The 23,804-nt window shown below is 45.0% G+C and carries 20 protein-coding genes; 7 read left to right on the top strand and 13 right to left on the bottom strand.

Features of this window, described 5'->3' with window-relative positions:
* The first annotated feature begins 71 nt into the window (after positions 1–71).
* Positions 72–266 carry a CsbD family protein gene (locus tag B0E43_RS30590; protein WP_077350072.1) on the top strand — a complete coding sequence of 65 codons (195 nt, stop codon included), beginning with the start codon at positions 72–74 and terminating at the stop codon, positions 264–266.
* 43 nt (positions 267–309) lie between these two features.
* Positions 310–735 (top strand): hypothetical protein, encoded by a 426-nt coding sequence (locus B0E43_RS30585; RefSeq protein ID WP_077349830.1) that lies wholly within the window; start codon positions 310–312, stop codon positions 733–735.
* Positions 736–792: 57 nt separating this feature from the next.
* On the opposite strand, the gene B0E43_RS30580 is transcribed toward B0E43_RS30585, so the two are convergent.
* From B0E43_RS30580 to B0E43_RS30530, 11 genes are all read right to left on the bottom strand, one after another.
* Complete coding sequence (locus B0E43_RS30580; protein ID WP_254423417.1) at positions 793–1,674, bottom strand: Nif3-like dinuclear metal center hexameric protein; 882 nt, start codon at positions 1,672–1,674, stop codon at positions 793–795.
* Between the two features lie 87 nt (positions 1,675–1,761).
* Positions 1,762–2,421, bottom strand: coding sequence for a hypothetical protein (locus tag B0E43_RS30575; protein ID WP_077349828.1), 660 nt, complete (start codon positions 2,419–2,421; stop codon positions 1,762–1,764).
* Between the two features lie 191 nt (positions 2,422–2,612).
* The gene (locus B0E43_RS30570) at positions 2,613–3,293 is read right to left on the bottom strand and encodes a hypothetical protein (RefSeq protein ID WP_077349826.1); all 681 of its coding nucleotides are present in this window, start codon (positions 3,291–3,293) and stop codon (positions 2,613–2,615) included.
* On the bottom strand, positions 3,286–4,047 hold the full coding sequence (locus B0E43_RS30565) for an SDR family NAD(P)-dependent oxidoreductase (RefSeq protein ID WP_077349824.1): 762 nt from the start codon (positions 4,045–4,047) through the stop codon (positions 3,286–3,288). Before B0E43_RS30565 ends, B0E43_RS30570 begins: the two co-directional genes overlap by 8 nt.
* Positions 4,048–4,108: 61 nt before the next feature.
* A complete protein-coding gene (locus B0E43_RS30560; protein WP_077349822.1) occupies positions 4,109–5,827 on the bottom strand; it encodes an IlvD/Edd family dehydratase in 1,719 nt (572 codons plus the stop codon).
* Positions 5,828–5,920: 93 nt separating this feature from the next.
* Complete coding sequence (locus B0E43_RS30555; RefSeq protein WP_077349820.1) at positions 5,921–6,898, bottom strand: DUF563 domain-containing protein; 978 nt, start codon at positions 6,896–6,898, stop codon at positions 5,921–5,923.
* Between the two features lie 58 nt (positions 6,899–6,956).
* Positions 6,957–8,264, bottom strand: coding sequence for a UDP-N-acetylglucosamine 1-carboxyvinyltransferase (gene murA / locus B0E43_RS30550; protein ID WP_077349818.1), 1,308 nt, complete (start codon positions 8,262–8,264; stop codon positions 6,957–6,959).
* Positions 8,264–8,935: a DUF4290 domain-containing protein gene (locus tag B0E43_RS30545; protein ID WP_077349816.1), complete on the bottom strand. Its 672-nt coding sequence runs from the start codon at positions 8,933–8,935 to the stop codon at positions 8,264–8,266. The genes murA and B0E43_RS30545 overlap by 1 nt, the downstream gene beginning before the upstream one ends.
* A 66-nt stretch (positions 8,936–9,001) precedes the next feature.
* A complete protein-coding gene (locus B0E43_RS30540; RefSeq protein ID WP_077349814.1) occupies positions 9,002–11,260 on the bottom strand; it encodes an ATP-dependent helicase in 2,259 nt (752 codons plus the stop codon).
* A gap of 148 nt (positions 11,261–11,408) precedes the next feature.
* Positions 11,409–12,245, bottom strand: coding sequence for a lysophospholipid acyltransferase family protein (locus B0E43_RS30535; protein ID WP_077349812.1), 837 nt, complete (start codon positions 12,243–12,245; stop codon positions 11,409–11,411).
* Between the two features lie 314 nt (positions 12,246–12,559).
* The gene (locus B0E43_RS30530) at positions 12,560–13,399 is read right to left on the bottom strand and encodes a lysophospholipid acyltransferase family protein (protein ID WP_077349810.1); all 840 of its coding nucleotides are present in this window, start codon (positions 13,397–13,399) and stop codon (positions 12,560–12,562) included.
* 130 nt (positions 13,400–13,529) lie between these two features.
* Between B0E43_RS30530 and B0E43_RS30525 the strand changes: the two genes are divergently transcribed.
* Genes B0E43_RS30525 through nadD form a run of 4 tightly spaced genes read left to right on the top strand, consistent with a single transcriptional unit; the run spans position 13,530 to position 15,557 of the window.
* Positions 13,530–14,129 carry a sigma-70 family RNA polymerase sigma factor gene (locus B0E43_RS30525; protein ID WP_077349808.1) on the top strand — a complete coding sequence of 200 codons (600 nt, stop codon included), beginning with the start codon at positions 13,530–13,532 and terminating at the stop codon, positions 14,127–14,129.
* Between the two features lie 11 nt (positions 14,130–14,140).
* Positions 14,141–14,413 (top strand): mycothiol system anti-sigma-R factor, encoded by a 273-nt coding sequence (locus tag B0E43_RS30520; RefSeq protein WP_077349806.1) that lies wholly within the window; start codon positions 14,141–14,143, stop codon positions 14,411–14,413.
* Entirely contained in the window at positions 14,410–14,988 is a 579-nt protein-coding gene (gene gmk, locus B0E43_RS30515; RefSeq protein ID WP_077349804.1) for a guanylate kinase, read from the top strand. The genes B0E43_RS30520 and gmk overlap by 4 nt, the downstream gene beginning before the upstream one ends.
* A gap of 2 nt (positions 14,989–14,990) precedes the next feature.
* Positions 14,991–15,557: a nicotinate (nicotinamide) nucleotide adenylyltransferase gene (gene nadD, locus B0E43_RS30510; RefSeq protein WP_077349802.1), complete on the top strand. Its 567-nt coding sequence runs from the start codon at positions 14,991–14,993 to the stop codon at positions 15,555–15,557.
* Positions 15,558–15,593: 36 nt separating this feature from the next.
* On the opposite strand, the gene B0E43_RS30505 is transcribed toward nadD, so the two are convergent.
* The gene (locus tag B0E43_RS30505; protein WP_077350068.1) at positions 15,594–16,943 is read right to left on the bottom strand and encodes a vanadium-dependent haloperoxidase; all 1,350 of its coding nucleotides are present in this window, start codon (positions 16,941–16,943) and stop codon (positions 15,594–15,596) included.
* A 430-nt stretch (positions 16,944–17,373) separates the two neighbouring features.
* The gene (locus B0E43_RS30500; protein ID WP_371454687.1) at positions 17,374–20,637 is read right to left on the bottom strand and encodes a VCBS repeat-containing protein; all 3,264 of its coding nucleotides are present in this window, start codon (positions 20,635–20,637) and stop codon (positions 17,374–17,376) included.
* 341 nt (positions 20,638–20,978) lie between these two features.
* On the opposite strand from B0E43_RS30500, the gene B0E43_RS30495 reads away from it, so the two are divergent.
* Positions 20,979–23,633, top strand: coding sequence for a DUF5686 and carboxypeptidase regulatory-like domain-containing protein (locus B0E43_RS30495; protein WP_077349800.1), 2,655 nt, complete (start codon positions 20,979–20,981; stop codon positions 23,631–23,633).
* The last annotated feature ends 171 nt before the right edge of the window (positions 23,634–23,804 follow it).

Raw genomic sequence — 23,804 nt, 5'->3', positions numbered from 1 at the left:
GACTTTTTGAGAATGGTAGCCTGTTTGAAAAGTGTTGAGTAGAATTTTGTTTCACTTTAAACCACATGAAAATGAAAACTGACACTAAGCTCCAAATCAAAGGTTCCTGGAATGAGATCAAAGGGAAGTTAAAGCAGAAGTACGCAGGTCTTACTGATGACGATCTGTTGTTTGAAGAAGGTAAAGAGGATGAACTCTTGGGAAAATTGCAACGAAAACTCGGAAAGAGCATAGATGAAGTTAAGGAAGAACTTAACCGTCTTTAATACTCATCACCTATCCGATTAAATTCAAAAATCACAAAGCAAAATGAAAACGAAAGTAATATTGGGAATTTTGGCATTGGGAATCACTGCCATGTCCTGCGGAGAAAACAGAGCCCAAAAACAGGAAAAAGAGCTGGTTGAAGTTCAGGTGGACATCGAGCAGGAAAAGGCCGAAATGAGACAGGAACTTCAAGAGCTAGAAGCTGAAATTGATAGAAAGATCCTGGAACTGGAAGCTAAAAAAGAGAAAGCTGACGCAGAAATGAAGGCCGATATCGAAAAAATGGAAGCCGAACTTCGTGAAGATAAAAGTGATGTTCAAAAGGCTTTGGAGGATGTGGGAAATGCCACTGAAAACACTTGGGAGGATATCAAAACCGGGGTTAACAAAACCACTAAAGATATCGAAGAAGAGTGGAAGAAGGTTAAAGCGGATGTAGTAGACGCGATTGACAAAGACAATAAATAAGGAAGCATCATTTAGGTAAAAAGGGGCTGGTTTTTAAAATCAGCCCCTTTTTTTTCTTTAAAATATCTGCAGGGAATTTCCGGAAGCAATATGGAATGCAGGCAATCCCGGCATATTTTCATTGAGCCATTTTTTGACAAATTCAGAACCACCCTCTTCACTTGCCGAATGGCCAATTTCGATCATGGAAAGCTTTATGCCGATCTCATTGGCAGCTCGGACATATTCGGGAGTTTCCCATTCGTTGGATTCTCCGCAGACTAATACATCCGGCTTTTCTTTTATGATGGACTCAATTTGCCTTCTTCCACCTACCGCTCCAGGTAAAAGCAATACTTTGGTACAAGTCTGATTCAAATCTCCCACATAGCGCATGGCTGGCACACCCAGTTTGGTTTTGATGTGGTGGATGAGGTCACGAAGGCTGGTTTTGGGTATTTGGAGAATAGGACTTTTTGCCTGGTAGTATTTATTCCAATCCAAATCTCCCACCACTCCGATCCGGACTCCGTCATCCTGCATTCGGTGGACATAATCGTGGTTTCTCCAAAGGGTGATTTGATTTTCGGCCATCAAATCATACTTAGCTCGGAAAACCGGATCATTTTGCAAGTAGTCGGTCTCATCCTGACCGGAGAAAAAAGTCGGTTCGTGGGGAATGATCAGGTTTGCCTTGAGCTCGATGGCCTTTTTGATGATTTCCATGGTGGTAAACATGGTTGTGATGACCCCTGTAACTATGGTGTCCGGAGAGCCGATTTTAATCGTGTCCACTGTCTGGGCAAAAGGAGCATTGGGTACTTGGGCGATAAATGCGTCCATAATTTCTCCGACAGTCCATGTTTTTTTCTGGGAAATAGAAAATGCATCCAGCGGATTTGCCAGTATACCTGAGCCGATCAAGGCTCCCGAATTATAGAGAAAGTTTCTTCGGTTCATTTGTGGGTATTGGTATCAGGTAAGTTTAAAAGTAAAAAAAGCCGTGAGCAATACCCACGGCAGGAAATCTTTCTTTAGAAGAAAGGTTTATTCCACTTTGATGTTCGAAATCCAAAGGGTTCTTTTTCCCTCGGCATTGAAATGCTCCGTCACAAATTTCAGCGGACCGTGAGTTTCCACAGTTTCCCAAGTGACCGGACGTCCCTCGGCTCCGTTTCCTCTTCTGAAAACCCATTCGGTGATCATCAGATTTTCATCCAAATAGAGGTCATAGGCATCACCGGGTGTATATCCCATTCCTGGAGATTTGGGTTCGCCAGATTGATAGAGGATTGTCAGCTTGGTGGAATTGGCCCCTTTGATGGGTGAGGGGACATTTTCGACAGTTTCAAAAGTATAGCCTGAATCCCAAGCCAACTGAAATGGCATCATTGCCCAATATTTGTCGTTGATGAATCCTCCGTCCTGCTTGGGCAATGAATCTGCTGTCAAGCTGTAAGTGAAGGTGGTGTCTGGACCTGAATAATGAACTGTGCTGTCCTTGATATTCCATTTCCAATCTCTTGAAAGGACATTTACAGAATCCCTTTGGACATTCCAGGTGTAGGAGATAGAGTTGACCTTGTCAAAATTCTCGAAGCCATAGGCTTTGGCAACTTTTACCGGAATCGTGTCCGGTACCTCAGGTTTTTGCTCGCAGGAGGAAATCAATCCAAGAAATGTGAGAAGTATTAGAAGATTTTTCATGTTATGGGATAGGTGTATAAAATGTCGAATTATGCTTTGGTTTGGAACTTAAATCGGAATATTGAATGACAATCAACTGATAAAGAGCCTTGAATAAATATAGGAAATAGTAGAGTTGATGAATGGATTTTTGAAAAGTAGTTTAAAAAACAACATTTTTCCATTCAGAAAATCCCCGCAGCTAGGGTAGATCAAAAGAACTCATTGTGAAAGGTCGGTTCAGGAAATCGCATATTGAACGGATTCACTTTAACAGCAAAAAGCGGCTTGAGGCCACGGATATCGGGAAAATATTCAGGATTTAAATCAAGACTTTTGATTTTGGTAAGCTTTCCAATTCCTGTTCCGGTAGGACGGGTGAAATACTTTACTTTATTCCAGGTTTGGCAAAGTCTCATGGGTAATAATGCTGTCGACACAGGAAATGGGATTCCTCCCGTCTCAAATTCGGCCGAAAAAACAGCGACTCCATCCTTAATTATAGTGACCTTGTCTAGATTTTTTTCTTTTTCCCATACAATCGGCAGAGTTTCCTTAGGTATTCCCCAATTGACCCGCCCATTTTGGGTATTGACTTCTGAGTCTGTAAAGATTTTGGTGATTGCCAGTTTTTTGGTTTTCCGGAATTTTCCCGGGATAAAAAGAACCTCGCGGTAGGGTCCGACCGGGCTATTTTCGTAATTGACTATCATGACGAAACCCAATCCCCCATTGAATTTTCCTAATAGATGTTTTGGAAGATTTCCCTGAGATTCAACCCATTCCTTCTTGAATTTATAGATCAAAATAATTGCTTCGCCCTTAAGCTTCCAGGGTGCTGGGCTTTTTAGGACAAACGTTTTTTCAAGAAGGATGGAATGATTTTCAGGCATAAGGCGAGGGGCTAATTGAAGTCCATCCGCCATCCACAATCAGTGTCTGGCCAGTGATATGCCTGGCAGCATCTGAAAGCAAAAACGCTGCAGCCTCAGCAATGTCGGTAGTATTTGCAGGACGTCCTAAGGGAGTAAGCTTGGACCAGGTGGTGACATAATTTGGGTCAGAAGTAGTCCTTTCAGTCAAGGTTGCACCCGGAGCTATGGTGTTGATGCGAATCCCAAAAGGAGCAAGTTCGATGACAAGGTTCTTTGCCAGCATTTCAATTGCAGCTTTACTCATGGCATAGGCTGCGAGGTTTTCATGGCTTTGGTGGGCAGTCACCGAGGAGGTAAGGAGAATCGCTCCACCGTTGGCTTGTTCCTTCATGATTCTTGCAGCCGATTGGGTCAAAAAGAAAGTTCCGGCTTGATTGACCCGCATGACTTCCATGAAATCTTTTCGGGAATAGTCCAGGAAGTTGCCGAAAAGAGTGATTCCCGCATTGGCTACCACTTGGTCAAGGTGCCCAAAATGATGCATTGCCAAATCAATCAATTCAGAAATGACTTCCCCAGTGGAGGAATCTCCGGAACAACCGAGGATAGAGCCTTTACCCATTCGCGACAGGGATGCGACCGCCTCCTCAGTCAGGCTTTTTTCCAGGTCATTGAGGATGACATGAGAACCTGATTCCAACAATCTGCGGGCAATTTCCAGCCCAATCCCTTGTCCTGCTCCTGTGATTATGGCGACTTTTGGTGTTTTCATTTCTTTTCTGTGAAAAGACCTGCCAGGTTTTAAAAACCTGGTAGGTCTAAGTACAACTAAATCAATGAGAATCTCTCTTTACTTCCGAACCTGAACTTCCCTGCAGGAAATCAAAATCCACTCCTTCATGCGCCTGGTTTACTTTGTCGAGGAAAAGGTTGACATAACCCCGCTCATAGGGGAGTTTTAAAGGCTCAAAATTGGCTCGGCGCTTTTCAAATTCTTCCTCAGAAATCAAAAGATTCAAACTTCGATTGGGAACATCCAGTTCAATCATATCTCCGTTTTGCACGAATGCCAAAGGTCCTCCGATCGCTGATTCGGGAGAGACGTGCAAGACCACTGTGCCAAAACCGGTTCCGCTCATTCGTCCATCAGAAATCCGGACCATGTCTTTGACACCTTTTTCCAGGACTTTTTTGGGCAAACCCATGTTGCCTACTTCAGGCATACCGGGGTAGCCTTTTGGCCCCACGTTTTTCATGACCATGATACAGGTCTCATCGATGTCCAGGTTGGGATCGTCTACTTTGGCTTTGTAGTCGTCGATATTTTCAAAAACCACAGCCCGGCCGGTATGTGTCAGCAATTCCGGACTTGCAGCGGAAGGTTTGAGTACCGCACCATTTGGACAGAGGTTGCCTTTCAATACAGCTATTCCGGATTCCGGTTTGATGGGATTTTCCAGGGTTCCGATCAGGTTTCTGTCCCAGCATTCAGCTTTGGAGATGTTTTCTCCGATGGTTTTGCCATTGACAGTCAGGGCGTCGTTGTGGAGGTGTTTTTGGATTTCCCGCATGACTGCAGGCAATCCTCCTGCATAGAATAGGTCTTCCACCCAATGTTCACCTGAAGGTTGCACATTGGCGATCAATGGGATTTTGGATGAAAAATGATCAAAATCCGTCAGATCAATATCGACCCCGATCCGCTTGGCGATGGCAGTCAGGTGGAGAATAAAATTGGTTGAGCCTCCCACAGCTGCATTGACCATGATGGAGTTTTCAAAGGCTTTGCGGGTCAGAATGGTGCTCATTTTCATGTCCTCTCTGACCATTTCCACAATGCGCATTCCGGTCAGATGAGCCAAAACTTTTCTTCTGGAGTCTGCTGCTGGAATCGTGGCATTGTCAGGCAAGGACAAACCCAGTGCTTCCACCATAGCTGCCATTGTCGAGGCAGTTCCCATCGGTGCACAGTGGCCCACAGAACGGGACATGGCAGCTTCAGCTTCAATGAATTCTTCCTGAGAAAGTCTGCCCATTTTAAAATCTTCGGCAAACCTCCAGATGTCGGAGGTACCGATCTTTTTTCCCTTGAATCTCCCGACCAACATCGGTCCGCCGGAAAGAACCAAGGCAGGAATGTCTACCGATGCAGCTCCCATGACCAGAGAGGGGGTGGTTTTGTCACAGCCACACATGAGCACTACTCCATCCAATGGATTGCCTCGAATGCTCTCCTCGACATCCATTGACATTAGGTTGCGGAAAAGCATGGCGGTGGGCTTGATCGAGCACTCGCCCAAAGACATCACGGGAAATTCCAAGGGAAATCCGCCGGCTTCCCAGATGCCTTTCTTGAGGCATTCTGCCAAATCACGGAAATGGGCATTGCATGGGGTGAGTTCAGACCAGGTATTGCAGATTCCGATCACGGGTTTTTCTCCCTCAAAAAGATGATGGGGCAATCCCTGGTTTTTCATCCAGGATCTATAAATAAAACCGTCTTTTCCTGTTCGGCCGTACCATTCCTGGCTACGGAGTTTCTTTTTGGTCATAGGTTAACTGGGTTGAGCTAAATGGCCTAGAAGATACCAAAAAAATGGAGAATCGGGGAATTGGGCTTGAATTAAGCTGTTTTTTTATTGGATTTACTTTTCCAATTCAGCTAGAGTTTCCCCCAAAGCTTTCACATCTATCGTGAAATCGGTCATTATGGTGTCTTTGTGATCACCTTTGTTGAGGGTGTAAAAATACCTGAGACCCAAAGCTGAGGAGAGATTGAAGTAGCACTGGGTCACTGAATCGTTGATATTCCGAAGTTCCAGTATTTTCATCCCTTCCTGCATAAAAAGCATGTTGGTCAAAGCAGCTCCGTGGAGGCATACCAAAAGTTCAGTTTCTGACATCAACCGGATTTGTTGGGGAACAGTCAGCTTTTCAGCGTAGACGATTTCAAATCCCTTTTTTCTTAAAAATAACTCTACATCCAGTTCATTGTGGACTTTCCGTTTGTCGGCGAGTTTTCTGCTGATGTAAACTTTTTTCCAGGGCATTTGAGTGGTTGTTTTTCCCAATACTGCTCTTGTTTTTTGGGCAAGTGGCACATTAAAATGGGGAAAAGGAGCTGTCCTTGCCGTAAGAATCAAGGTTTCCACGAGGAGGTTTTCCCTGGATTTGAAAAACTCAACTTTGATCCCGAGCAATTCCAAAGTCTGTTGCACGTAGCTGAGGCTTCTGAACGATTCCGGCAGGATTACCGGGCATTTGGGATCTCTTTCCAGGCCTTCCCAGATTCTTGGCAGACAGTCGGTCATCCAGTGAAAATAATTTGCACTCCATTCATCGATGACCCACATGCCCTTTGGAATGGTTTTCCAGGCTTTGGTTGCACAAAAAACCGCCCTTTTTGCAAACTGGGGGAATCCCAATCCGGAAACGTGGGTGTGACTGGAAAAAAACCGCAGTTCTCCTGGAGAAAAAACCGTATCCTGTAGGATCCACACATTTTTCAGGTGAACAGGGAAAAGTCTTTCGAAAGTAACCGTCAAAGCCGGCTCAAATAGATGGTGATCTTTTGGCTGGAGATTGACTGGAAGTGTACGCTGAACGGTGATTTCCTGACGCAAGGCCTAAAAAAGGATTTGTTTTGAAAATGAAAAAGGGAGCAATTAAGCTCCCTTTGATTTAGGGTAGTCGCTCGATTTTGGCTCCCAAAGCATTGAGTCGCTCGTCGATATTTTGGTAGCCGCGGTCAATTTGTTCAATGTTGTCTATCACGGAAGTACCGTTTGCAGACATGGCAGCTATCAACAGTGCCACACCAGCCCGGATGTCGGGGGATGTCATTTTGATGCCTCGAAGTGGGTACTTTCTGTCCAGCCCGATTACAGTAGCGCGATGTGGATCACAAAGAATAATCTGCGCGCCCATGTCGATCAGCTTATCCACGAAGAACAGTCGTGATTCGAACATTTTCTGGTGAACCAGCACCGTGCCCTTGGCTTGAGTGGCTGTAACCAGAATAATTGAAAGCAAATCCGGAGTAAAGCCTGGCCAAATCTGATCTGCTACTGTGAGGATCGACCCGTCGATAAACGTTTCGATCTCGTAGTGTTTCTGGGCAGGAATGTGAATGTCATCTCCTCGGAATTCCATCTGGATTCCCATTCTCCGGAATGTCTCAGGAATAATCCCCAGGCGGTGAATCTGGCAATCTTTGATGGTGATTTCCGATCCTGTCATTGCGGCCATTCCGATGAAAGATCCGATCTCAATCATATCGGGAAGCATGGTGTGGTCCGTACCGCCAAGTGCTTTGACACCTTCAATATTCAGCAAATTGGAACCTACGCCGGTGATCTTGGCTCCCATTCGGTTGAGCATTTCGCAAAGTTGCTGCAGATAGGGTTCGCATGCCGCATTGTAGATGGTGGTTTTCCCTTCAGCCATGACAGCTGCCATCACGATGTTGGCGGTGCCGGTCACAGAGGCCTCGTCCAACAGCATGTAAGTTCCTTTCAGATTTTTGCCATCGATGTGGAAGATCTCATTTTTGGCATCGTAATGAAACTCTGCTCCGAGCTTTTGGAAGCCAAAAAAGTGGGTATCCATGCGACGGCGGCCGATTTTATCCCCTCCTGGCTTGGAAAGTTTACCCTTTCCAAAACGGGCCAATAGTGGGCCCAGAATCATGACAGAGCCACGGAGTGCGGAAGCTTTTTGAAGGAATTCTTCTGTTTCCAGGTAATCCAGATTGACATTGTCTGCCTGAAAAGAGTAAGACTCAGGCCCAAGCTGCTGAACTTTTACTCCCATATCTGCCAACAGCTCGATGAGTTTGTTGACATCCCGGATGTTTGGAATTTTGTTGATCGTTACTTTTTCAGGAGTAAGCAGGACGGCACAAATAATCTGAAGTGCTTCGTTTTTTGCTCCCTGAGGAATGATTTCACCTTTTAATCGGGTGCCCCCGGTTACGCGAAAGGATGCCATTAATTTCTTCGTTTTTTATTATTATGACCGTTGTTGCGGTGATTTTTTTTGTGTTGTTGGATTGGGCGCTTGTTTTTGGCGTGTTCCTCTTCGATGTGGGGGATTTTGAAATCCCGACGGGTGTTTGATTCGAAAAGTGCATTTTCTCTCACCTTTTCCAAGTCGATATGAAGCTTGCCTTTGGAGAGGGTCTTGATATCGTCCAGGATGATGCCGTCGTCGAAATTATCCCTGTTCCAGGTGGAGTGAAAGCTTCGCATCAGCTGACCGATGTAGATGATGGCAGTTTCCTGGTCCTCGTCATTTTCGATTTCGATGGCCTTTTCGATCAGTTTTTCGATGTTTCGGCCGTAATGCTTGAACTTCACCTCACCTTTTGGATAGCCAACGGGTTGGGGTTTTTTTCCCAAAAGCTCTTTTTCCGGCATCGGAAATGGCCCGTCCACATCAAGCTTAAAGTCAGACATGATGTAGATGTCGTCCCAAAGCTTCTGATCATTTTCCTGCTTGACAGAAGGGTTAAGTTGTTTGATGATTTCAATGACGGTGTAGGCACTTTGAGTGCGCTTCTCACGGTCTTCAATGCCGGTGACATGATCTACCAGGCGTTGAATGTTTTTGCCGTATTCTTTCAAAATAAGATTTTGTTTTTCAGGTTCGGAGTGCTCCATAATGCTTCCCGTTTTTTGCCTTGTAAAAGGTAACAAAAAATCACCAAAGGACAGGGAAGCAGGTGATTAGTCTATAATTCTGAGCTTGGCAAAGCTAAGCAATAATGTTTTCTCTCCAAAATGCTCAAATTGGATCGTTGCCTTTTTGTTAAGTCCTTCTGTTTCAATTTTCTGCACTTTTCCAAAACCGAATTTTGGATGCTCCACCAATTGATCAGCCTTGAGATTGTTGGTGTTGCTTGGCTTGAAATCCGGGGATGGGGTGTGGATTTTCAGTTGGATAGGCTGTCTGGACTCCGGTTGTTTTTTGATTCCGATGAAGCCGCCAGTTCCCGGAAGACCTTCTTTTCTCAATGCTCCCGGCATCTCTTTGGAGGCCATCCGCTTGTTTACTTTGATCCTATTTTGGTCCACTTCTTCCAGAAACCTGCTTGGTTCACAATTGAGCAATCGCCCAAACCGATAACGGGAAAGTGCATAGGTCAGGTATAATTTGTCCATAGCACGGGTCGTGGCCACATAGAAAAGCCGCCGCTCTTCCTCGAGGTCATCCCGGCTTTGCATCATCATCTGCGAGGGGAAAAGATCCTCCTCCATGCCGACCACAAAGACCTGCTTAAACTCCAAACCTTTGGAAGCATGCACTGTCATCAGCGTGATCGCATCGGTTTTGTCTTTGTCCTGATCGTTGTCGGTCAGCAGGGCGATTTCCTGCAGGAAGGAGCCCAGACTTTTGTCCTCATTTTCGGGATTGTCGACGTATTCCTTGATTGCGTTGAGCAATTCCTGGACGTTTTCGTAGCGGTTGAGCCCTTCGATGGTCTTGTCTTCATACAGTTCCCGGAGCAAGCCGCTCTGCTTGGCGATGGAGCTTGCAGCTTCAAAAGCATCTTTCCGCTCTACTTCGATCTGGAACGCCTTGATCATCGTGGCGAAATCACTCACCGAACTGCCCGCTTTTCCGCCCAAAAAGCTATGCGCATTTTGCACCACATCCCATAGGGGAATGTCGTGCTCGTAGGCAGAGACGAGGATTTTGTCCACTGAAGTGTCTCCTATTCCCCTCTTGGGATAATTGATGATCCTCTTGAAAGCTTCCTCATCCACGGGATTGACCGTGAAGCGCATGTAGGCCATCAGATCCTTGATTTCTTTCCGCTGGTAGAAAGAAAGCCCGCCAACAATCTTGTAGGTGAGGTTCATTTTGCGGAGCGCTTCTTCCATCGATCTCGATTGGGAGTTGGTTCGATAGAGGATGGCGAAGTCGCTGTTGTTAAGCTTTTTGTTGTTCTTCTCTTCGAAAATAATGTTGGCAACGATCCGTCCTTCTTCATTATCTGAAGCAGCTTTGATCAGTTCGATGAGATCACCTTCGGGATTGGAGGTCCAAACGAGCTTTTTGAGTTGTGCTTTGTTTTTGTCGATGATCGAATTGGCGGCCTCGACGATGGTCTTGGTAGAGCGGTAGTTTTGCTCCAGTTTGACCACAAAGAGATCCGGGTAGTCCTTTTCGAAATTCAGGATATTCTGGATGTCCGCTCCGCGAAAGGCATAAATACTCTGTGCGTCGTCACCCACCACACAGATGTTTTGGTGGACAGCGGCAAGTTTTTTGGTAATCAGGTATTGGGAAATGTTAGTGTCCTGAAACTCATCCACCATCACATATTTAAAACGATGCTGGTATTTGTTGAGTACGTCGAGGTGGTCCCGGAAAAGCACATTGGTATTGAACAGCAAGTCATCAAAGTCCATCGCGCCGGCTTTGAAAAGGCGCTCCTGATACTTTTGGTAGATTTCTCCCATTCGGGGTTTCATCGCTGCTTCATCATCGGCCTTGACATAGAGATCAGCCTGATAAGCCTGCCAGGAAATCAGGCGGTTTTTTGCTCCGGAGATTCGGGACAGTACTACGCTGGGTTTGTACACTTTGTCGTCCAGACGCATTTCCTTGACCAAGGTCCGGATGAGGGATTTGGAATCGTCTGTGTCGTAGATGGTGAAGTTGGACGGATAGCCGATTTTGGCAGATTCTACTCTCAGGATTTTTGCAAAAATGGAGTGAAAAGTCCCCATCCAGGTATTTCTCGCTTCGAGTCCGACTAGGGTTTCGATCCTGTGTTTCATCTCAGCGGCTGCCTTGTTGGTAAAAGTGAGCGATAGAATATTGAACGGATCGATTCCTTTGGCGTAGATCAGATGGGCGATCCGGTAAGTGAGTACCCGGGTTTTGCCCGAGCCTGCACCGGCAATGATCATCACAGGACCGTCGGTATGCTGGACAGCTTGTAATTGTGGCGGGTTCAATTCCTTGAGGTAATCCATTTTTTAGTATCAAGTAGTAAGACTCAAGTATCAAGATTATAGAATCAAGAGCCAAGAATCGAGAGGCAAGAGCCAAGATAAAAGCCTGAAGGGATTGGGTCAGTGGAATCTTTCAATTTTGCAATTTTTCAATCTTCCAACCCCTATTCTAAACCTTCCATCGCTTGTGACTCCAAAGGTACAAATCCGGTTGGTTTCGAATATTCTCTTCCAAGCTTTCGCAAAATGAATCTGTAATGCTGTGAGGCGGAGCATTCTCATAAGGAGGCGAGGCAATGTTGAAAAATTCCAAGTAGTAGTACCCTCTTTTTACCTTTGTCACCCTTCCGAAAAACACCGGTAAGCCCATGTTTTTTGCAAGTACTTCTGCGCCTTCGAAGAATAGCGCCTGTCGGTTCATAAACTCCCTCTTATATTTTTTTTGTGAAATAGGAGGTCTTTGATCAGAGGCCAGCTGGACAATTTTTGGGTTCTTTTTAAGGCTTAGCATTTTCCTCCGAAATTCATTTTTTTCGGTGAGTACACCTCCAAACCTGACTCTGATTTCGAGCATCAACTTATTGAAAAACGGATTGTTGAGTTTTAGATAGACAGTTTCTGTGGTTACCTGGGACTGTTGTGCGATGGCCTGAATCGCCATTTCCCAGTTGAACATATGGCCTGCCGTCATGACTGCGCTAATCCCTGACATAACGGCCTGTTCCGGTAAATGATTGTCAATCAGGACAAACCGTTTTTTTAATTCTGCATCGGAGATGGTAAGTAATTTGATGGTTTCTGCTATTGAATCAGCGAAATTCCGATAAAAACGGTTTCGGATTTCTATTCGCTCTTTTTGGGATTTTTCAGGGAAAGCATAGAGCAGATTCTCATCAATGACTTTTTTGCGATAGCCTAAAATGAACCGGACAACTATATAGACCAAGTCCGTAATAAAGTACAAAACTGGTAGTGGGAGATAGGACACTAGCCTGAAGAAAAGCATTCAGATTGATTTTGGGTTGGGGGGTGACAAACTTGGCGGCCAGGGAATTAGTGGAGTGTTCCCATAATCAAAACCATAGCTAAGAAAGATAGTAATTTCTCCTGTGGTATAATTTTCAGGATTTAATCAGGCCGATAAGCGGTACAATAAAGGAAGTTTCAGGGAAAGAATTGTAAAAGTGTCTCTTCCATATGGATTTTAATCTAATTGGAACTTTTGGAAGACTTAATTAGCGTCAGGATTAGTGATCTGGCGATTTCTGGATTATCAAGGGTACTTTTGGATTGTTAAGATGGAAGTGTTAAAAGCCATGTTTACAACTTCCATCGCTTGTGGCTCCAAAGGTATAATTCTGGTTGATTCCGGATATTGGTTTCCAATCGATGGCAAAACTCATCTGTAATGCTGTGGGGAAGGTGTGATTCATAAGGGGGTTCGGCCACTTTGGCAAATTCAAATTGGTAATGACCCCGTTTCACTTTTGTCATTGTTCCGAAAAAAACAGGTAGCAGCATTTTTTTTGACATAAACTCTCCTCCTTCGAAGAAATAGGCAGGCCGGTTTAAGAATTCACGCTGGTAGCGGTTTTCGGATTTGGGGGGCCGTTGATCGGCAGCCAAATGCACAATTCTGGGCTGGCTTCGCATGGTGATCATGCTTTTTCGAAACTCTTTTTTTTCAGTCATCACTCCGCCAAAATGTGTGCGGATGTTCAGCATCAGCTGGTTGTAAAAAGCATTGTTCAGCTTCAGGTAGACCGTTTCTGCGGTAACTTTGGTGTTTAAGGCAACACCTAAAATTGCCATTTCCCAATTGAAAATGTGACCTGCCATCATCAGTGCACTTTTTCCCTTTTGGACTTCCGCATCGATGATTTCCTGGTTGGTGACATGGAACCTTCGGCGGAGTTCTTTTTCTGAAATGGTCAGCATCTTGAGCGTTTCAGCGAAAAAGGCATCGGTGAAATTCCTGTAGAATTTATTCCTTATCTTTTTCCGCTCTTCGGGGGATTTCTTTGGGAATGCAAATTCCAGATTTTCGTCGATCACCTTTTTGCGGTAGCCGACCACATATCGGGCAATGAGGTAAATCAGATCCGAAAAAAGATATAAAACAGAAAGAGGCAAGTAGGACAATAGCCTAAAGAAAAACATAGCAAATAACTGTTGATGGGAGATTTTCGCCCTGGACTTGGAACTTTATCTACAACAAAATAAATTAAATAAGCTGACTTTTGGTTCAATTACTGGTTATAAATTGGGCCAATCACTACTTTTGAACCTTATGTCTGAAGTACAGCGAAGGAAATATTCTCAGGAAGAGAAAACGGCCATCTTCGATGGGGAGTTTATGCCGCACATAGATTCCATGTACAATTTTGCATTTAGGCTCACCTTTGACGAGGATGATGCCAAAGACCTCGTGCAGGACACCTACATGAAAGCTTTTCGGTTTATCAACTCCTTTGAGCAGGGTACCAATGCCAAAGCTTGGCTTTTCAGAATCCTGAAAAACAGCTTTATCAACGAGTACCGAAAGAAAAGTAAGCAACCTGCCAAAGTAGATTATCAGGAGGTTGAAACTTTCTACAACTCCGATGATGTTGACTATCAAAGTACTACTGATCTCAGGGCGGAATCGGTCAAGGATATGCTCGGAGATGAGATCTCCAATGCGCTCAATGCACTGGCTGTGGACTTTCGCACGGTGATCATTTTGGCGGATTTGGAGGGATTTACCTACGAAGAAATGGCCAAGATTCTCGATATTCCGATCGGGACGGTAAGATCCAGGCTACACCGAGCCAGGAATCTTTTGAAAGATCAACTGAAAGAATACGCCCAATCGATGGGCTACAATACTGATGAAGAAGAGGAGGATTAAAACGATTACTCATGGAAATTAACGATCAAGCATCCGGAGAGCGAAAGCTCCAGTGCGATGATGTGAGCAAGTGCTTTCAGCTGCTCGAAAGCATTCTGGACGGTGAACTCGGGGATAGTGGTAAAGAAGTGCTTAAGGATAAACTTGCCAAATGCCAGCCTTGCTTTGAACATTTTCATCTGGAGCAAGCCATTCGAGATGTGCTCAAAACCAAATGTACCAAACAACCCGTCCCCACGGAATTGGCTGATTCGATCCGCCAGATGATCCAGGAAAGCAAATGAGCCAAACCCAAGGAAAAGCAATTATTTTCTCAGCACCTTCCGGATCTGGGAAAACCTCCCTGGTCAAGCACCTCATTCAGCATGTCCCCAATCTGGGATTTTCGATCTCGGCCTGTACCCGCGACAAAAGAGGTCGCCATGAAGTGCACGGGAGAGATTACTACTTTTTAAGCATTGATGAATTCAAAAAGAAAATAGACGAGGACTCGTTTGTAGAATGGGAAGAAGTCTATGAGGGAAATTTTTACGGCACACTCAAAGAAGAAGTTCAGCGAATCTGGGACAATGGCAAAGCAGTGATTTTTGACGTGGATGTAAAGGGTGGGCTAGCTCTCAAAAAATACTTTGGCCCTCAGGCTTTGGCGATTTATGTGAAAGTCCCCTCCATGGAAGCCCTTGCTTCCCGATTGAATGATCGAGGAACCGAAACTCCGGAATCGCTTTCCAGAAGGCTGTACAAAGCCAAGTTTGAAATGACTTTTGAGCCCCAGTTTGACGTCACAATCCTGAATGATGATTTTGAGCGCTCTTCTCAGGAAGCTGTCCGCTTGGTTTCTGAGTTTTTGGCAAAGTAATTATGAAGGTTGGGCTGTATTTCGGAAGCTTCAATCCGATCCACATCGGACATCTGATCATTGCCAACATCCTCTACGAGCGAACTGACCTAGACGAAGTTTGGTTTGTGGTCAGCCCCCAAAATCCCTTTAAAAAGCAGCAATCCCTGATCCATGAGTTTGACCGCCTGAGGATGGTCGAGCTGGCCATTGCGGATCATTTTCACTTTCGGGCCAGTGATGTGGAGTTTCGCATGCCCAAGCCTAGCTATACGATAGATACCCTCACTTACCTCAGTGACCAGTATCCTCAGCACCAGTTTTGTCTTTTTTTGGGTTCGGACAATTTGACCCATTTCCACAAATGGAAAAACCATCAGGCCATTTTGGACAATTATGAAATCTTTGTCTATCCTAGGCCGGGAGAAACCAAAGGCTTTGATCACCCCAGAATCACAACAATCGATGCCCCGCTTTTGGACATCTCTGCGACGTTTATCCGAAAGTCCATTCAAGAAGGCTATTCGGTGAAGTACTTGCTTCCGGACAAAGTCGAGGAGTATATCTTGGATAGGAAGCTCTATGAATAAAAATCCCCGAAAGTATCACTCTCGGGGATTTTCGTTTTACTTTTTCATCGCCACCTGTTTGGGCTTGGTTGAGATTTTTTTCCAGATCAGTTCACCGACCTGTTTTCCCTGGATACTTCCTTCAGTGATCGCAGGCATGTAGTGAATCCCTCCATAAAAACGGCTGATCGCAGCCTCCTGTGCCATTGCCGTAAATCCGTTAAACTCTCGGATGGGAAGCCCATAGGCCACTTCCGAGCTATCCACGATGTGTATTTCGTCTCCGAATAGTTGGGTCAATGTAAAAGCAGCAGCAGTGGAGGCTACACTGTGCCCGCTGGTATGCTCTGGAAAAGGAGGTGTTTGGAGCAAAGGAACCCATTCTTCATCGATATGCTGATTGATATAGGTTTCGGGACGGATGAGCTTAGTGCGGTATTTTTCATCCCAGCAGGAGATGAATGCCTCGTTCAGTGAAATCGCTGTGAGTGCATAAGCCTCGACAGTTCCTTTCCAGTCTTTTCCGGATGCTTTGCTTGCGATGGAGGCAATGCTCATCCAGTGTCCGCCAGGGGTAATCTTTTTCTCGGCAAACATCACGTGGCCTTTGACATTCATCTTGTAAGGGTTGCAGTCCCAAAACATGGCGATGTCTTTTTGATCATCGGTCATATTTACTTTTGCCTCATATACTTCTTTGGCGATTTTGTAAAACTCTGATGAAGGATCAGTCGAGAATGCCGGTGGTGGCCCAGCCTTGAATTGTGCCGCTGAATCCAGAGCGAAAGTCCTGATTTTGTTCCAGTGTGGTTCCACGGCCTCCATGTAGGCAGGAGGAGTAGGCTGCCAAGTTTCGGGCTGATTGACTACCGTGTATTTTGGGAATGAGCGGCTCTGGTGGTAATTGTCTTTTTTGGAGTAATCTCTCACTTTTTCAGCTACCTCCTGCCCAAACTTGACAGAGGCTTCAAACACCTCATCCGGAATTCCTTTTTCCTTCAGTTCTGCAAAGACTTTGTCGCGCTGTTCATGCATCATTTCTTCGGAGAAAATCAATGCCGTTCCCATGTGATAATAGGCCGCCAAAGCCGCCAAAGGCGGGTAGACATTTTCCGGAACAGTTAGATTCAAAGCTTCGGAACCGTTTAACTGCCCCATAAGCGGTGCATAATTGGCAGGATCGCTTGCAGCTGCCACTTCAAAAGCAGCCAGAGAAGCATAGGAATAAATCCGGGTGGCGACAGGTGGGGAGAAGATGTCATGGATGATGACTTCGGTAATCCGGTTTTGGGCCTGGTGGAAATACTGCCCATCACTGATGACCTGGGAGAAATCTGCCGGTTTTTGGCATGCTGAGAAAGCGCTGATTAATACCAGGGCTAAAAGGGTAATTCTTAGGGTACTCATAGTGGGTTTTTCAATTTTAAGTTGACGATGGATTTCCCTTGACGGGCGATTGGGTTTGATCAACTTACATGAGGTTATAACTCGAAATTTGCATTAGGAAATCTACTGCGGCTTCAAACCACCTCAAAATCAGTCGCTACGCTTCACTTTTCTCCCGATAGCTATCGGGATCCAAAGTGACTGATTTTCTTGCGGTTTGAACCCTCGCTACGAATCCTATTGCAAAGTCCGAGTTCAAAGCTAATTATATGGGTTCCAATCCCAAATGATTTTATTCAGGTTTTTACCTAATCCTGAGCAAAGCTCCGTTGCCTGGACTCCAAGAATGGAATTTCCACCGAGGTAAACAATGGGTAATTTTTACCGACCAGCCTCTGTCTCTATTTACTCTGGCCGATTCTGAGACGTCTTCAAACCGAAAGTGCGCCCATCAATAGCTCCATATCTCAGCAGCTGCGCTGTTTTTCACCACCAAAATCTGCTTTTCTCCCAAAAGGGAAAAGGCTCTGACATCTCTTTCCAGTTTCAGGCCATTTTCACGGTTAGGACTGAAGTTGAAAGTTCCGTCACCATTTCCAAGCAAGACTTCCCCAAAACTCGCGTCAAACTTCCCTATTTCAGGTTTTGCCTGGGCCAGATTTCCTCCAAGGATCAAGTCTGGTTTACCGTCTTCATTGATATCAAGTACCTGAATGGCAAATGTCCAGGACTTTTGAGCCATTCTTGGGAAGGTTTTCCATTCAAAATGCCCCTCACTTTTGTTCAGCAAGATCCCCGATTCCAGATGGTTGACTTCCTGGATGATTGACTTGTCAATGACATCTTTGGGAAAAATCTCCTCCAAGGATTTGTTATTGTAGTCAGCATGGCGGATGTACTTTTTCTTGATGCCTGGTACCTGCCTTTCAAGGTCGTGTTTGAGCGTATACGGCACTTGGACTTCGCCGATTTTTTGTGTAAAAATCTGTTCAATGGCCCCGTTTTGGTCAAAATCATTCAAAAATAAACTAACTGGCGAGGTAGGCGAAGCCTTAAATCTGCTGTTGAGTCCGTGGTTTCCCAAGGCCAAATCAGGAAAGCCATTTCCGTCAAAATCCCCGATTTCTACCACCCGATACCAGCCTTTCAAGTTGGCCAAGTTTGGCATTTCTACTTTTTCCAACTTTCCTCCGGTGTTTTTGAAGAAGGTTGGAGCCATCCATTCGCCTACTACCACAAGGTCGTTTTTTCCGTCCCCATTCCAGTCAAGGATCTGGGAGTCTGTGACCATTCCCAGATTCTTCAATGCCGGCGCGACCGAGGCGGATTGCTCGGTGAAATTGCCTTTACCGTCATTGATCCAAAGTTGACTGCTGGCAGGAGCGCCATAGGTGAAGGGAACCAGTCTCCCTCCGACGAAAAGGTCCAAGGCTCCGTCCTCGTTGATATCGATTGGTTTCACGGTACTGCTGCTTCCAAAAACTGAGGCAAACCCGGCTTGCGGGTTTTTGGTAAAGTTTCCTTTTCCGTCATTGAGATACAGTCGGTCAGCCAAATCCGGCGAGCCAAAACCTGATTCATTTCCACCGGAAGCAACAAACAAATCCAAGTCACCATCGCTGTCCGCATCGAAAAACAAGGCATCAGTATCCTCAGAAAGTGCATCTTCCATAAATGCTGGCTGAGAGCTATCAAAGTATTTTTCATTGCGGTTTGCCAGGAAAAGTTTGCCAGGAAAAGTCTTTGCTCCTCCGAAAAAGAGATCTTCCAGTCCGTCTCCGTTGACATCAGCTTTTGCAAATGCAGGTCCTTCGGTGGAAAACATAAAATAGGTCAGGCGGTCCCGGTCGAAATCCACATAAGAGTTTTCGGAATGAATGAATTCCAAACCCGGATTTTCGACCCTTTCAAATTGAGATCCTGAAGGTTTTTCAAAGAAAGATTTACCCTCAGGAAGGTCAATGGCTTCCTCCCATTTCAATGTCAAAAGTTGGTCAACGTGCTGATTTTCCAGTTCTGTGAATTTGCCATCCGGCCATAGAACTTCGATGGATTCCAGCTGGACAAGATCACCAAGTCCCAGTGTAATTTTTGGATCTACCGAAGATTGAAACCCGCGATTCGGCATCTGTTCGGCATAGAAGATTTTGTTTCCGGATTTAGCCCGGATTTGAGTTCCGATTGCCTGGGTGTTTTTTCCTTTTCCGATCAGTTGAAACTGAATGGAATGTTGTCCTGAATTAAGTGTTTTTCCCTGATTTTTGAAGATTTGGGCTGGTTTATTCACATTGCTTATCACCAGATCCAATGTGCCGTCATTGTCCAGATCACCATAGGCGGAACCATTTGAATGATTGGGAAGGTCAAGGCCCCAGGCATTTGCCTTATTTTCAAAGTTCAGATCGCCCAAGTTTCGGAATGCGTAATTCGAGACGGGATTGATCGGAATGGGATCGATCAAGGCTTTGTAGTCAACTCCATTCTGGGAAATGATTTTTATCTTGGTTTCCTCATTGTCGATGAAGTTGAGGTAATCCTGATCCGTGATATCTTGATAGATTCCATTTGCCACGAAAAGATCCCTTCGGCCATCGTTGTCCATGTCGAAGATCAACGCTCCCCAACTCCAATCTGTGGCTTCCATATTGGTTAATCGCCCCAGTTCACTGAATGTGCCGTCTCCGTTGTTTACATGAAGCATGTTTCGAGAAAACTGGTAATGGTATCCGTGGTTCTTATTAAACTGGAACTTGTCCCAATTATCGAACATCGTCACTTGTTTCATTCGTGGAAGCGGCTGGGGAAGCATATCCGTGACGAAAATATCCAAAAGCCCATCCCCGTTGATATCTGCAATATCGGCTCCCATTGATGAGGTACTGAGCGAACGCATCGCTTGCTCTGCCGATTCGGTAAATGTTCCGTCCTGATTGTTGATATATAGATAATCCCGCTCAAAAAAATCATTGGAAATGAAGATATCCGGCCAGGTGTCCTGATTGACATCACCTATGGTAATTCCCAATCCAAATCCGATGGTCGAACCGTAGATTCCCGCTGCTTCACTTACATCGGTAAATTTCTCTCCGTCATTTCGAAACAGTTTGTCTCCTCCAACAGGATCACGCTTGATCCGCTCGTTTTGCATTTTGTTGAAGGAGCCGATAGCTTGATAGGAATTGTTGAGCAGGTAGACATCGAGATCCCCGTCTTTGTCGTAATCAAAGAAAACAGCATGTGTGGAATATCCTTGATCGGCCAGCCCGAAAGCCTCAGCCTGCTCCAAAAAAGTGCCGTCTCTTTGATTGATGAAGAGTTCGTTTTGTTTGTTGTCTCCTGAAATATCGCCGGAGTTGCAGACATAAATGTCCAACCAGCCGTCTCCATTCACATCAGCCATTGCCACACCGGTACTCCAAGCCCGGGTTCCGGCGGTTCCAGATTTTTGGGTGACATCCTCAAATTTGAAATCACCTTTGTTCAGGTAAAGTTTGTTTGGACTCAGATTGCCAGTGAAATAAAGATCAGCGAGCCCATCGTTGTTCACATCTCCAATCGCCACACCACCGCCATTGTAATAGTTTCGGTAAGTGAAGACATTGAATTTCTCATCAAAACTGAGGTCATTTCGGAAATCCACCCCGGAGATTTCTGCTGGGATTTCCTGAAAAAGCGTAGGCTGTTTTTTGATTTTTTCCTGGCAGGAAAAAAGCATAACCAGGGCAAGCTGAGTCGAGAGGATTAAAGGTTTCAAAAACCGAGGGTGTTTCATTATTTTTAAAACTACTAAAACGAGCTTGTTTTCAAGGGAGTTGCTTATCAGATCCCAGATTTTGAGCCAAGCAATCAAGTTACTCAATGCACATGCTTGCGCAAGCATTGTTTCTTTCGAAGGTCAGAATTCAGGAATAACTTTCCGAATTCCAAAGTTTAGGACGTTTTATTTTTGCGTTGGCCCAATTCTAAAATCATCTTAAAACTGGCAATACAACCTTTGGGTGAATTTTTACATCTCTATCTTTATAAAAAAGCAAAACCAACTTTTATTAGAACACGATGACTAGAAATCTATTCCTTTGTCTGACGCTACTTTTTCTGGGATTTCAGAATTTTTCTTTTGCCCAGGGTATTCGGGGAAAAGTCTCCAGTCAGGACGGCGAGCCGCTGCCGTTTGCCTCGGTGTATATCAGGAATCTGGAAGACGGTGTCCCGACCAATGAAAACGGTCTGTATGAATTTCGGTTAAAGCCTGGCTTTTATGACGTCATTGTCCAGTTTCTCGGATATAAGTCGCAATTGGAAACTGTCGAAGTCAAGGACGCCTGGGTGGAATTGAATTTTAGTCTGGAGCAGCAGGTATATAACCTCAGCGAAGTGGAAGTGCGGGCTGGAGCTGAGGATCCGGCTTTGACCATCATGCGAAAAGCAATCTCAAAGGCAAAATATCACCGGATGCAGCTCCAAACGTATTCCACAACTGTTTACCTAAAAGGGACCGGTCAGCTGACCGATGCACCGTTTTTCATGAAGAAAACTTTGGAAGAGGAAGGGCTAAAACTCAACGAAGCCTATACTTCGGAATCTGTGTCTAGGATTACATTTACGCTTCCCGACAAAGTAGAAGAAAAAGTCATTTCCATCCGTACCAATGGAGATAACCAAGGGACTTCGCCGGCACCTTATATCCAGACTTCATTTTACCAGGATCAGATCAACGAGATTGTTTCGCCACTGTCCCGATATGCCTTCCAGTATTATCAGTTTAAATACGAGGGGAGTTTTTTTGATCAGGAAGTGATGGTAAGCAAAATCAAAGTGACGCCCCGATCAAGAGGAGAGCGGGTTTTTGAAGGATACATTTATATCATCGAGGATCTTTGGGCGATTCACAGCCTAGACCTGAAAACATCACTTTTGGGTTTTCAGATCTCTGCAAAACAGCAATATGCACCTGTGGCTACCAATGTCTGGATGCCGCTGACCCACAGCTATACCTTTGGCGGGAAAATTTTTGGCTTTGCCGGAGAATTCAAATACCTCGCATCTACCAGGGAATATGAAGTGACGCTCAACCCCGATTTGGCAGCCGTTCCGGAAATTATTGATGAAAAGGTTCAGGATGTTCCTCAGGACATACCAAAATTTGACAAATCGATTTCTGCCCTGGAGCAATTGGCCAGTGAGGAGCCCAAGACCCGAAAGGAATACCGAAAACTCCTCAATGAATATGAAAAGGAGTCCCTCCAAGAGCAGCAGGTAGCCGAAAAGCAAGATGTCGTATCGGAGCGAAATTATAGTGTGGATTCCTTGGCCAAAAAAAGAGGGCTAGCCTATTGGGACAGCATCCGGCCAGTGCCCTTGACAGTCAAGGAAATCGAGGGATATAAGCGAGACGACAGCCTTGCAACTGTAGAAACCGCCAAAATGAGTGAAGTCGATTCGGTGGCAAAAAAAGCCAGAAAGGGTTTCAAGCCTCTGGAAGTATTGACAGGAGGGTCTTATTCCTTTGGAAAAGGCGTTTCTATGGGTTTCAAAGAAAACCTGACCAAAATTTCCTTCAATACTGTCGAGGGCTGGAAAGTTGGGATGGGCTTTTTCTACAGAAAATATTCTGAAGTCAAACTCGCAGACAGCGTCAACAGAACGCGTAAAAGTTTCAATATCGAACCCGAGCTTCGGTATGGATTTTCCAGTGACCGGTTTTATGGAAAAGTTGACTTTCGATGGTCGCATACACAACCCACTTCTGGCCAAACCTGGGGAATCGAAGGGGGAAGGTATATCTACCAATTCAACTCGGAAGAACCCATCCAAGAGCAGGTCAATGCCGCCTACTCCTTATTGGTTCGAAGAAACAACATGAAACTCTTTGAGCAGGATTTTGCAAGAGTGTATTGGTCGCACCGTGTCAATTATGGACTGACTTATCGGGTCAATTTCACCTGGGCAGAGAGAAAGGAATTGGTTAACAATTCCGATTACTCCTTTTATAACAAGCCAGAAAGAGAATATACCCCCAACCGACCCGAAAACGTGGAGGCAGCGGACTTAGCATTTCAAAACAACCAAATCGCTAAGCTTCAAACTTCGGTAGAGTGGAGACCGGGATTGACCTATACTATCCGAAATGGAAGGAAGTCCCCAAACTTTGAACGGTCGCCTTTGATCACATTTATGTATCAAAAGGCTTTTCGGGAGTTAACGACTTCAGTTAATGCATCAAAATTTGATTTGCTTGAAGTTGGGCTGAAGCATGATATTCGGTTTGGGGCCAGTGGCAAGCTGGATTTCAATGTTACAGCCGGAGGTTTCCTTAATAATGATCACGTCTATTTTCAGGATTTCAAGCATTTCGGCGGTAATAGGACCATTTTTTCAAATTTCGGACCTGCCTCCAACTACCGTTTCATGGACTATTACAAGTACAGCACAAATTCCAATTATATATCAGGGATTGCACATTATCAGTTTCGAAAGTTTTTGCTGACCCAATTGCCGATGCTGAGGTATTCGGGTGTCCGGGAAAACATTTTTGTCAATTACCTGAAAACCGAAAACTCGCCTCACTATACTGAAATTGGCTATTCTCTGGACAATTTGTTCCGGATTTTCAGGCTGGAACTGGGTGTTGCATTTGAAAACGGGAAATACCTGAGAAGCGGACCGCTATTCGGGATTGCGACCTTTATCAATGTGAATTTTGAGGATTGATGAGGGAAAGTCAGGAAGGTTGAGTTTCTATCATTTCAGAATTCAACCATTGAGATTCTGTGTTTAAAGTCAAGAAGAAATAAGGATTTTCTTAAATTTCGATACTTAAGTCGGCATCAGCCAGACTGTGAAGGGGAGACGGACTTGTATCGTCTTCCCTTCTTTGTTCAA

Source organism: Algoriphagus sp. A40, assembly GCF_002002735.1.
Lineage (GTDB): Bacteria > Bacteroidota > Bacteroidia > Cytophagales > Cyclobacteriaceae > Algoriphagus.
Note: the sequence above shows the minus strand (reverse complement) of the source record. Positions and strands in the feature narration are given on the sequence as shown.

Bases quoted from the DNA above. Each gene is read 5' to 3' on its own strand.
- B0E43_RS30590 (WP_077350072.1), top strand. From the start codon at position 72: ATGAAAACTGACACTAAGCTCCAAATCAAAGGTTCCTGGAATGAGATC.
- B0E43_RS30585 (WP_077349830.1), top strand. From the start codon at position 310: ATGAAAACGAAAGTAATATTGGGAATTTTGGCATTGGGAATCACTGCC.
- B0E43_RS30580 (WP_254423417.1), bottom strand. From the start codon at position 1,674: ATGAACCGAAGAAACTTTCTCTATAATTCGGGAGCCTTGATCGGCTCA.
- B0E43_RS30575 (WP_077349828.1), bottom strand. From the start codon at position 2,421: ATGAAAAATCTTCTAATACTTCTCACATTTCTTGGATTGATTTCCTCC.
- B0E43_RS30570 (WP_077349826.1), bottom strand. From the start codon at position 3,293: ATGCCTGAAAATCATTCCATCCTTCTTGAAAAAACGTTTGTCCTAAAA.
- B0E43_RS30565 (WP_077349824.1), bottom strand. From the start codon at position 4,047: ATGAAAACACCAAAAGTCGCCATAATCACAGGAGCAGGACAAGGGATT.
- B0E43_RS30560 (WP_077349822.1), bottom strand. From the start codon at position 5,827: ATGACCAAAAAGAAACTCCGTAGCCAGGAATGGTACGGCCGAACAGGA.
- murA (WP_077349818.1), bottom strand. From the start codon at position 8,264: ATGGCATCCTTTCGCGTAACCGGGGGCACCCGATTAAAAGGTGAAATC.
- B0E43_RS30545 (WP_077349816.1), bottom strand. From the start codon at position 8,935: ATGGAGCACTCCGAACCTGAAAAACAAAATCTTATTTTGAAAGAATAC.
- B0E43_RS30540 (WP_077349814.1), bottom strand. From the start codon at position 11,260: ATGGATTACCTCAAGGAATTGAACCCGCCACAATTACAAGCTGTCCAG.
- B0E43_RS30535 (WP_077349812.1), bottom strand. From the start codon at position 12,245: ATGCTTTTCTTCAGGCTAGTGTCCTATCTCCCACTACCAGTTTTGTAC.
- B0E43_RS30530 (WP_077349810.1), bottom strand. From the start codon at position 13,399: ATGTTTTTCTTTAGGCTATTGTCCTACTTGCCTCTTTCTGTTTTATAT.
- B0E43_RS30525 (WP_077349808.1), top strand. From the start codon at position 13,530: ATGTCTGAAGTACAGCGAAGGAAATATTCTCAGGAAGAGAAAACGGCC.
- B0E43_RS30520 (WP_077349806.1), top strand. From the start codon at position 14,141: ATGGAAATTAACGATCAAGCATCCGGAGAGCGAAAGCTCCAGTGCGAT.
- gmk (WP_077349804.1), top strand. From the start codon at position 14,410: ATGAGCCAAACCCAAGGAAAAGCAATTATTTTCTCAGCACCTTCCGGA.
- nadD (WP_077349802.1), top strand. From the start codon at position 14,991: ATGAAGGTTGGGCTGTATTTCGGAAGCTTCAATCCGATCCACATCGGA.
- B0E43_RS30505 (WP_077350068.1), bottom strand. From the start codon at position 16,943: ATGAGTACCCTAAGAATTACCCTTTTAGCCCTGGTATTAATCAGCGCT.
- B0E43_RS30500 (WP_371454687.1), bottom strand. From the start codon at position 20,637: ATGCTTTTTTCCTGCCAGGAAAAAATCAAAAAACAGCCTACGCTTTTT.
- B0E43_RS30495 (WP_077349800.1), top strand. From the start codon at position 20,979: ATGACTAGAAATCTATTCCTTTGTCTGACGCTACTTTTTCTGGGATTT.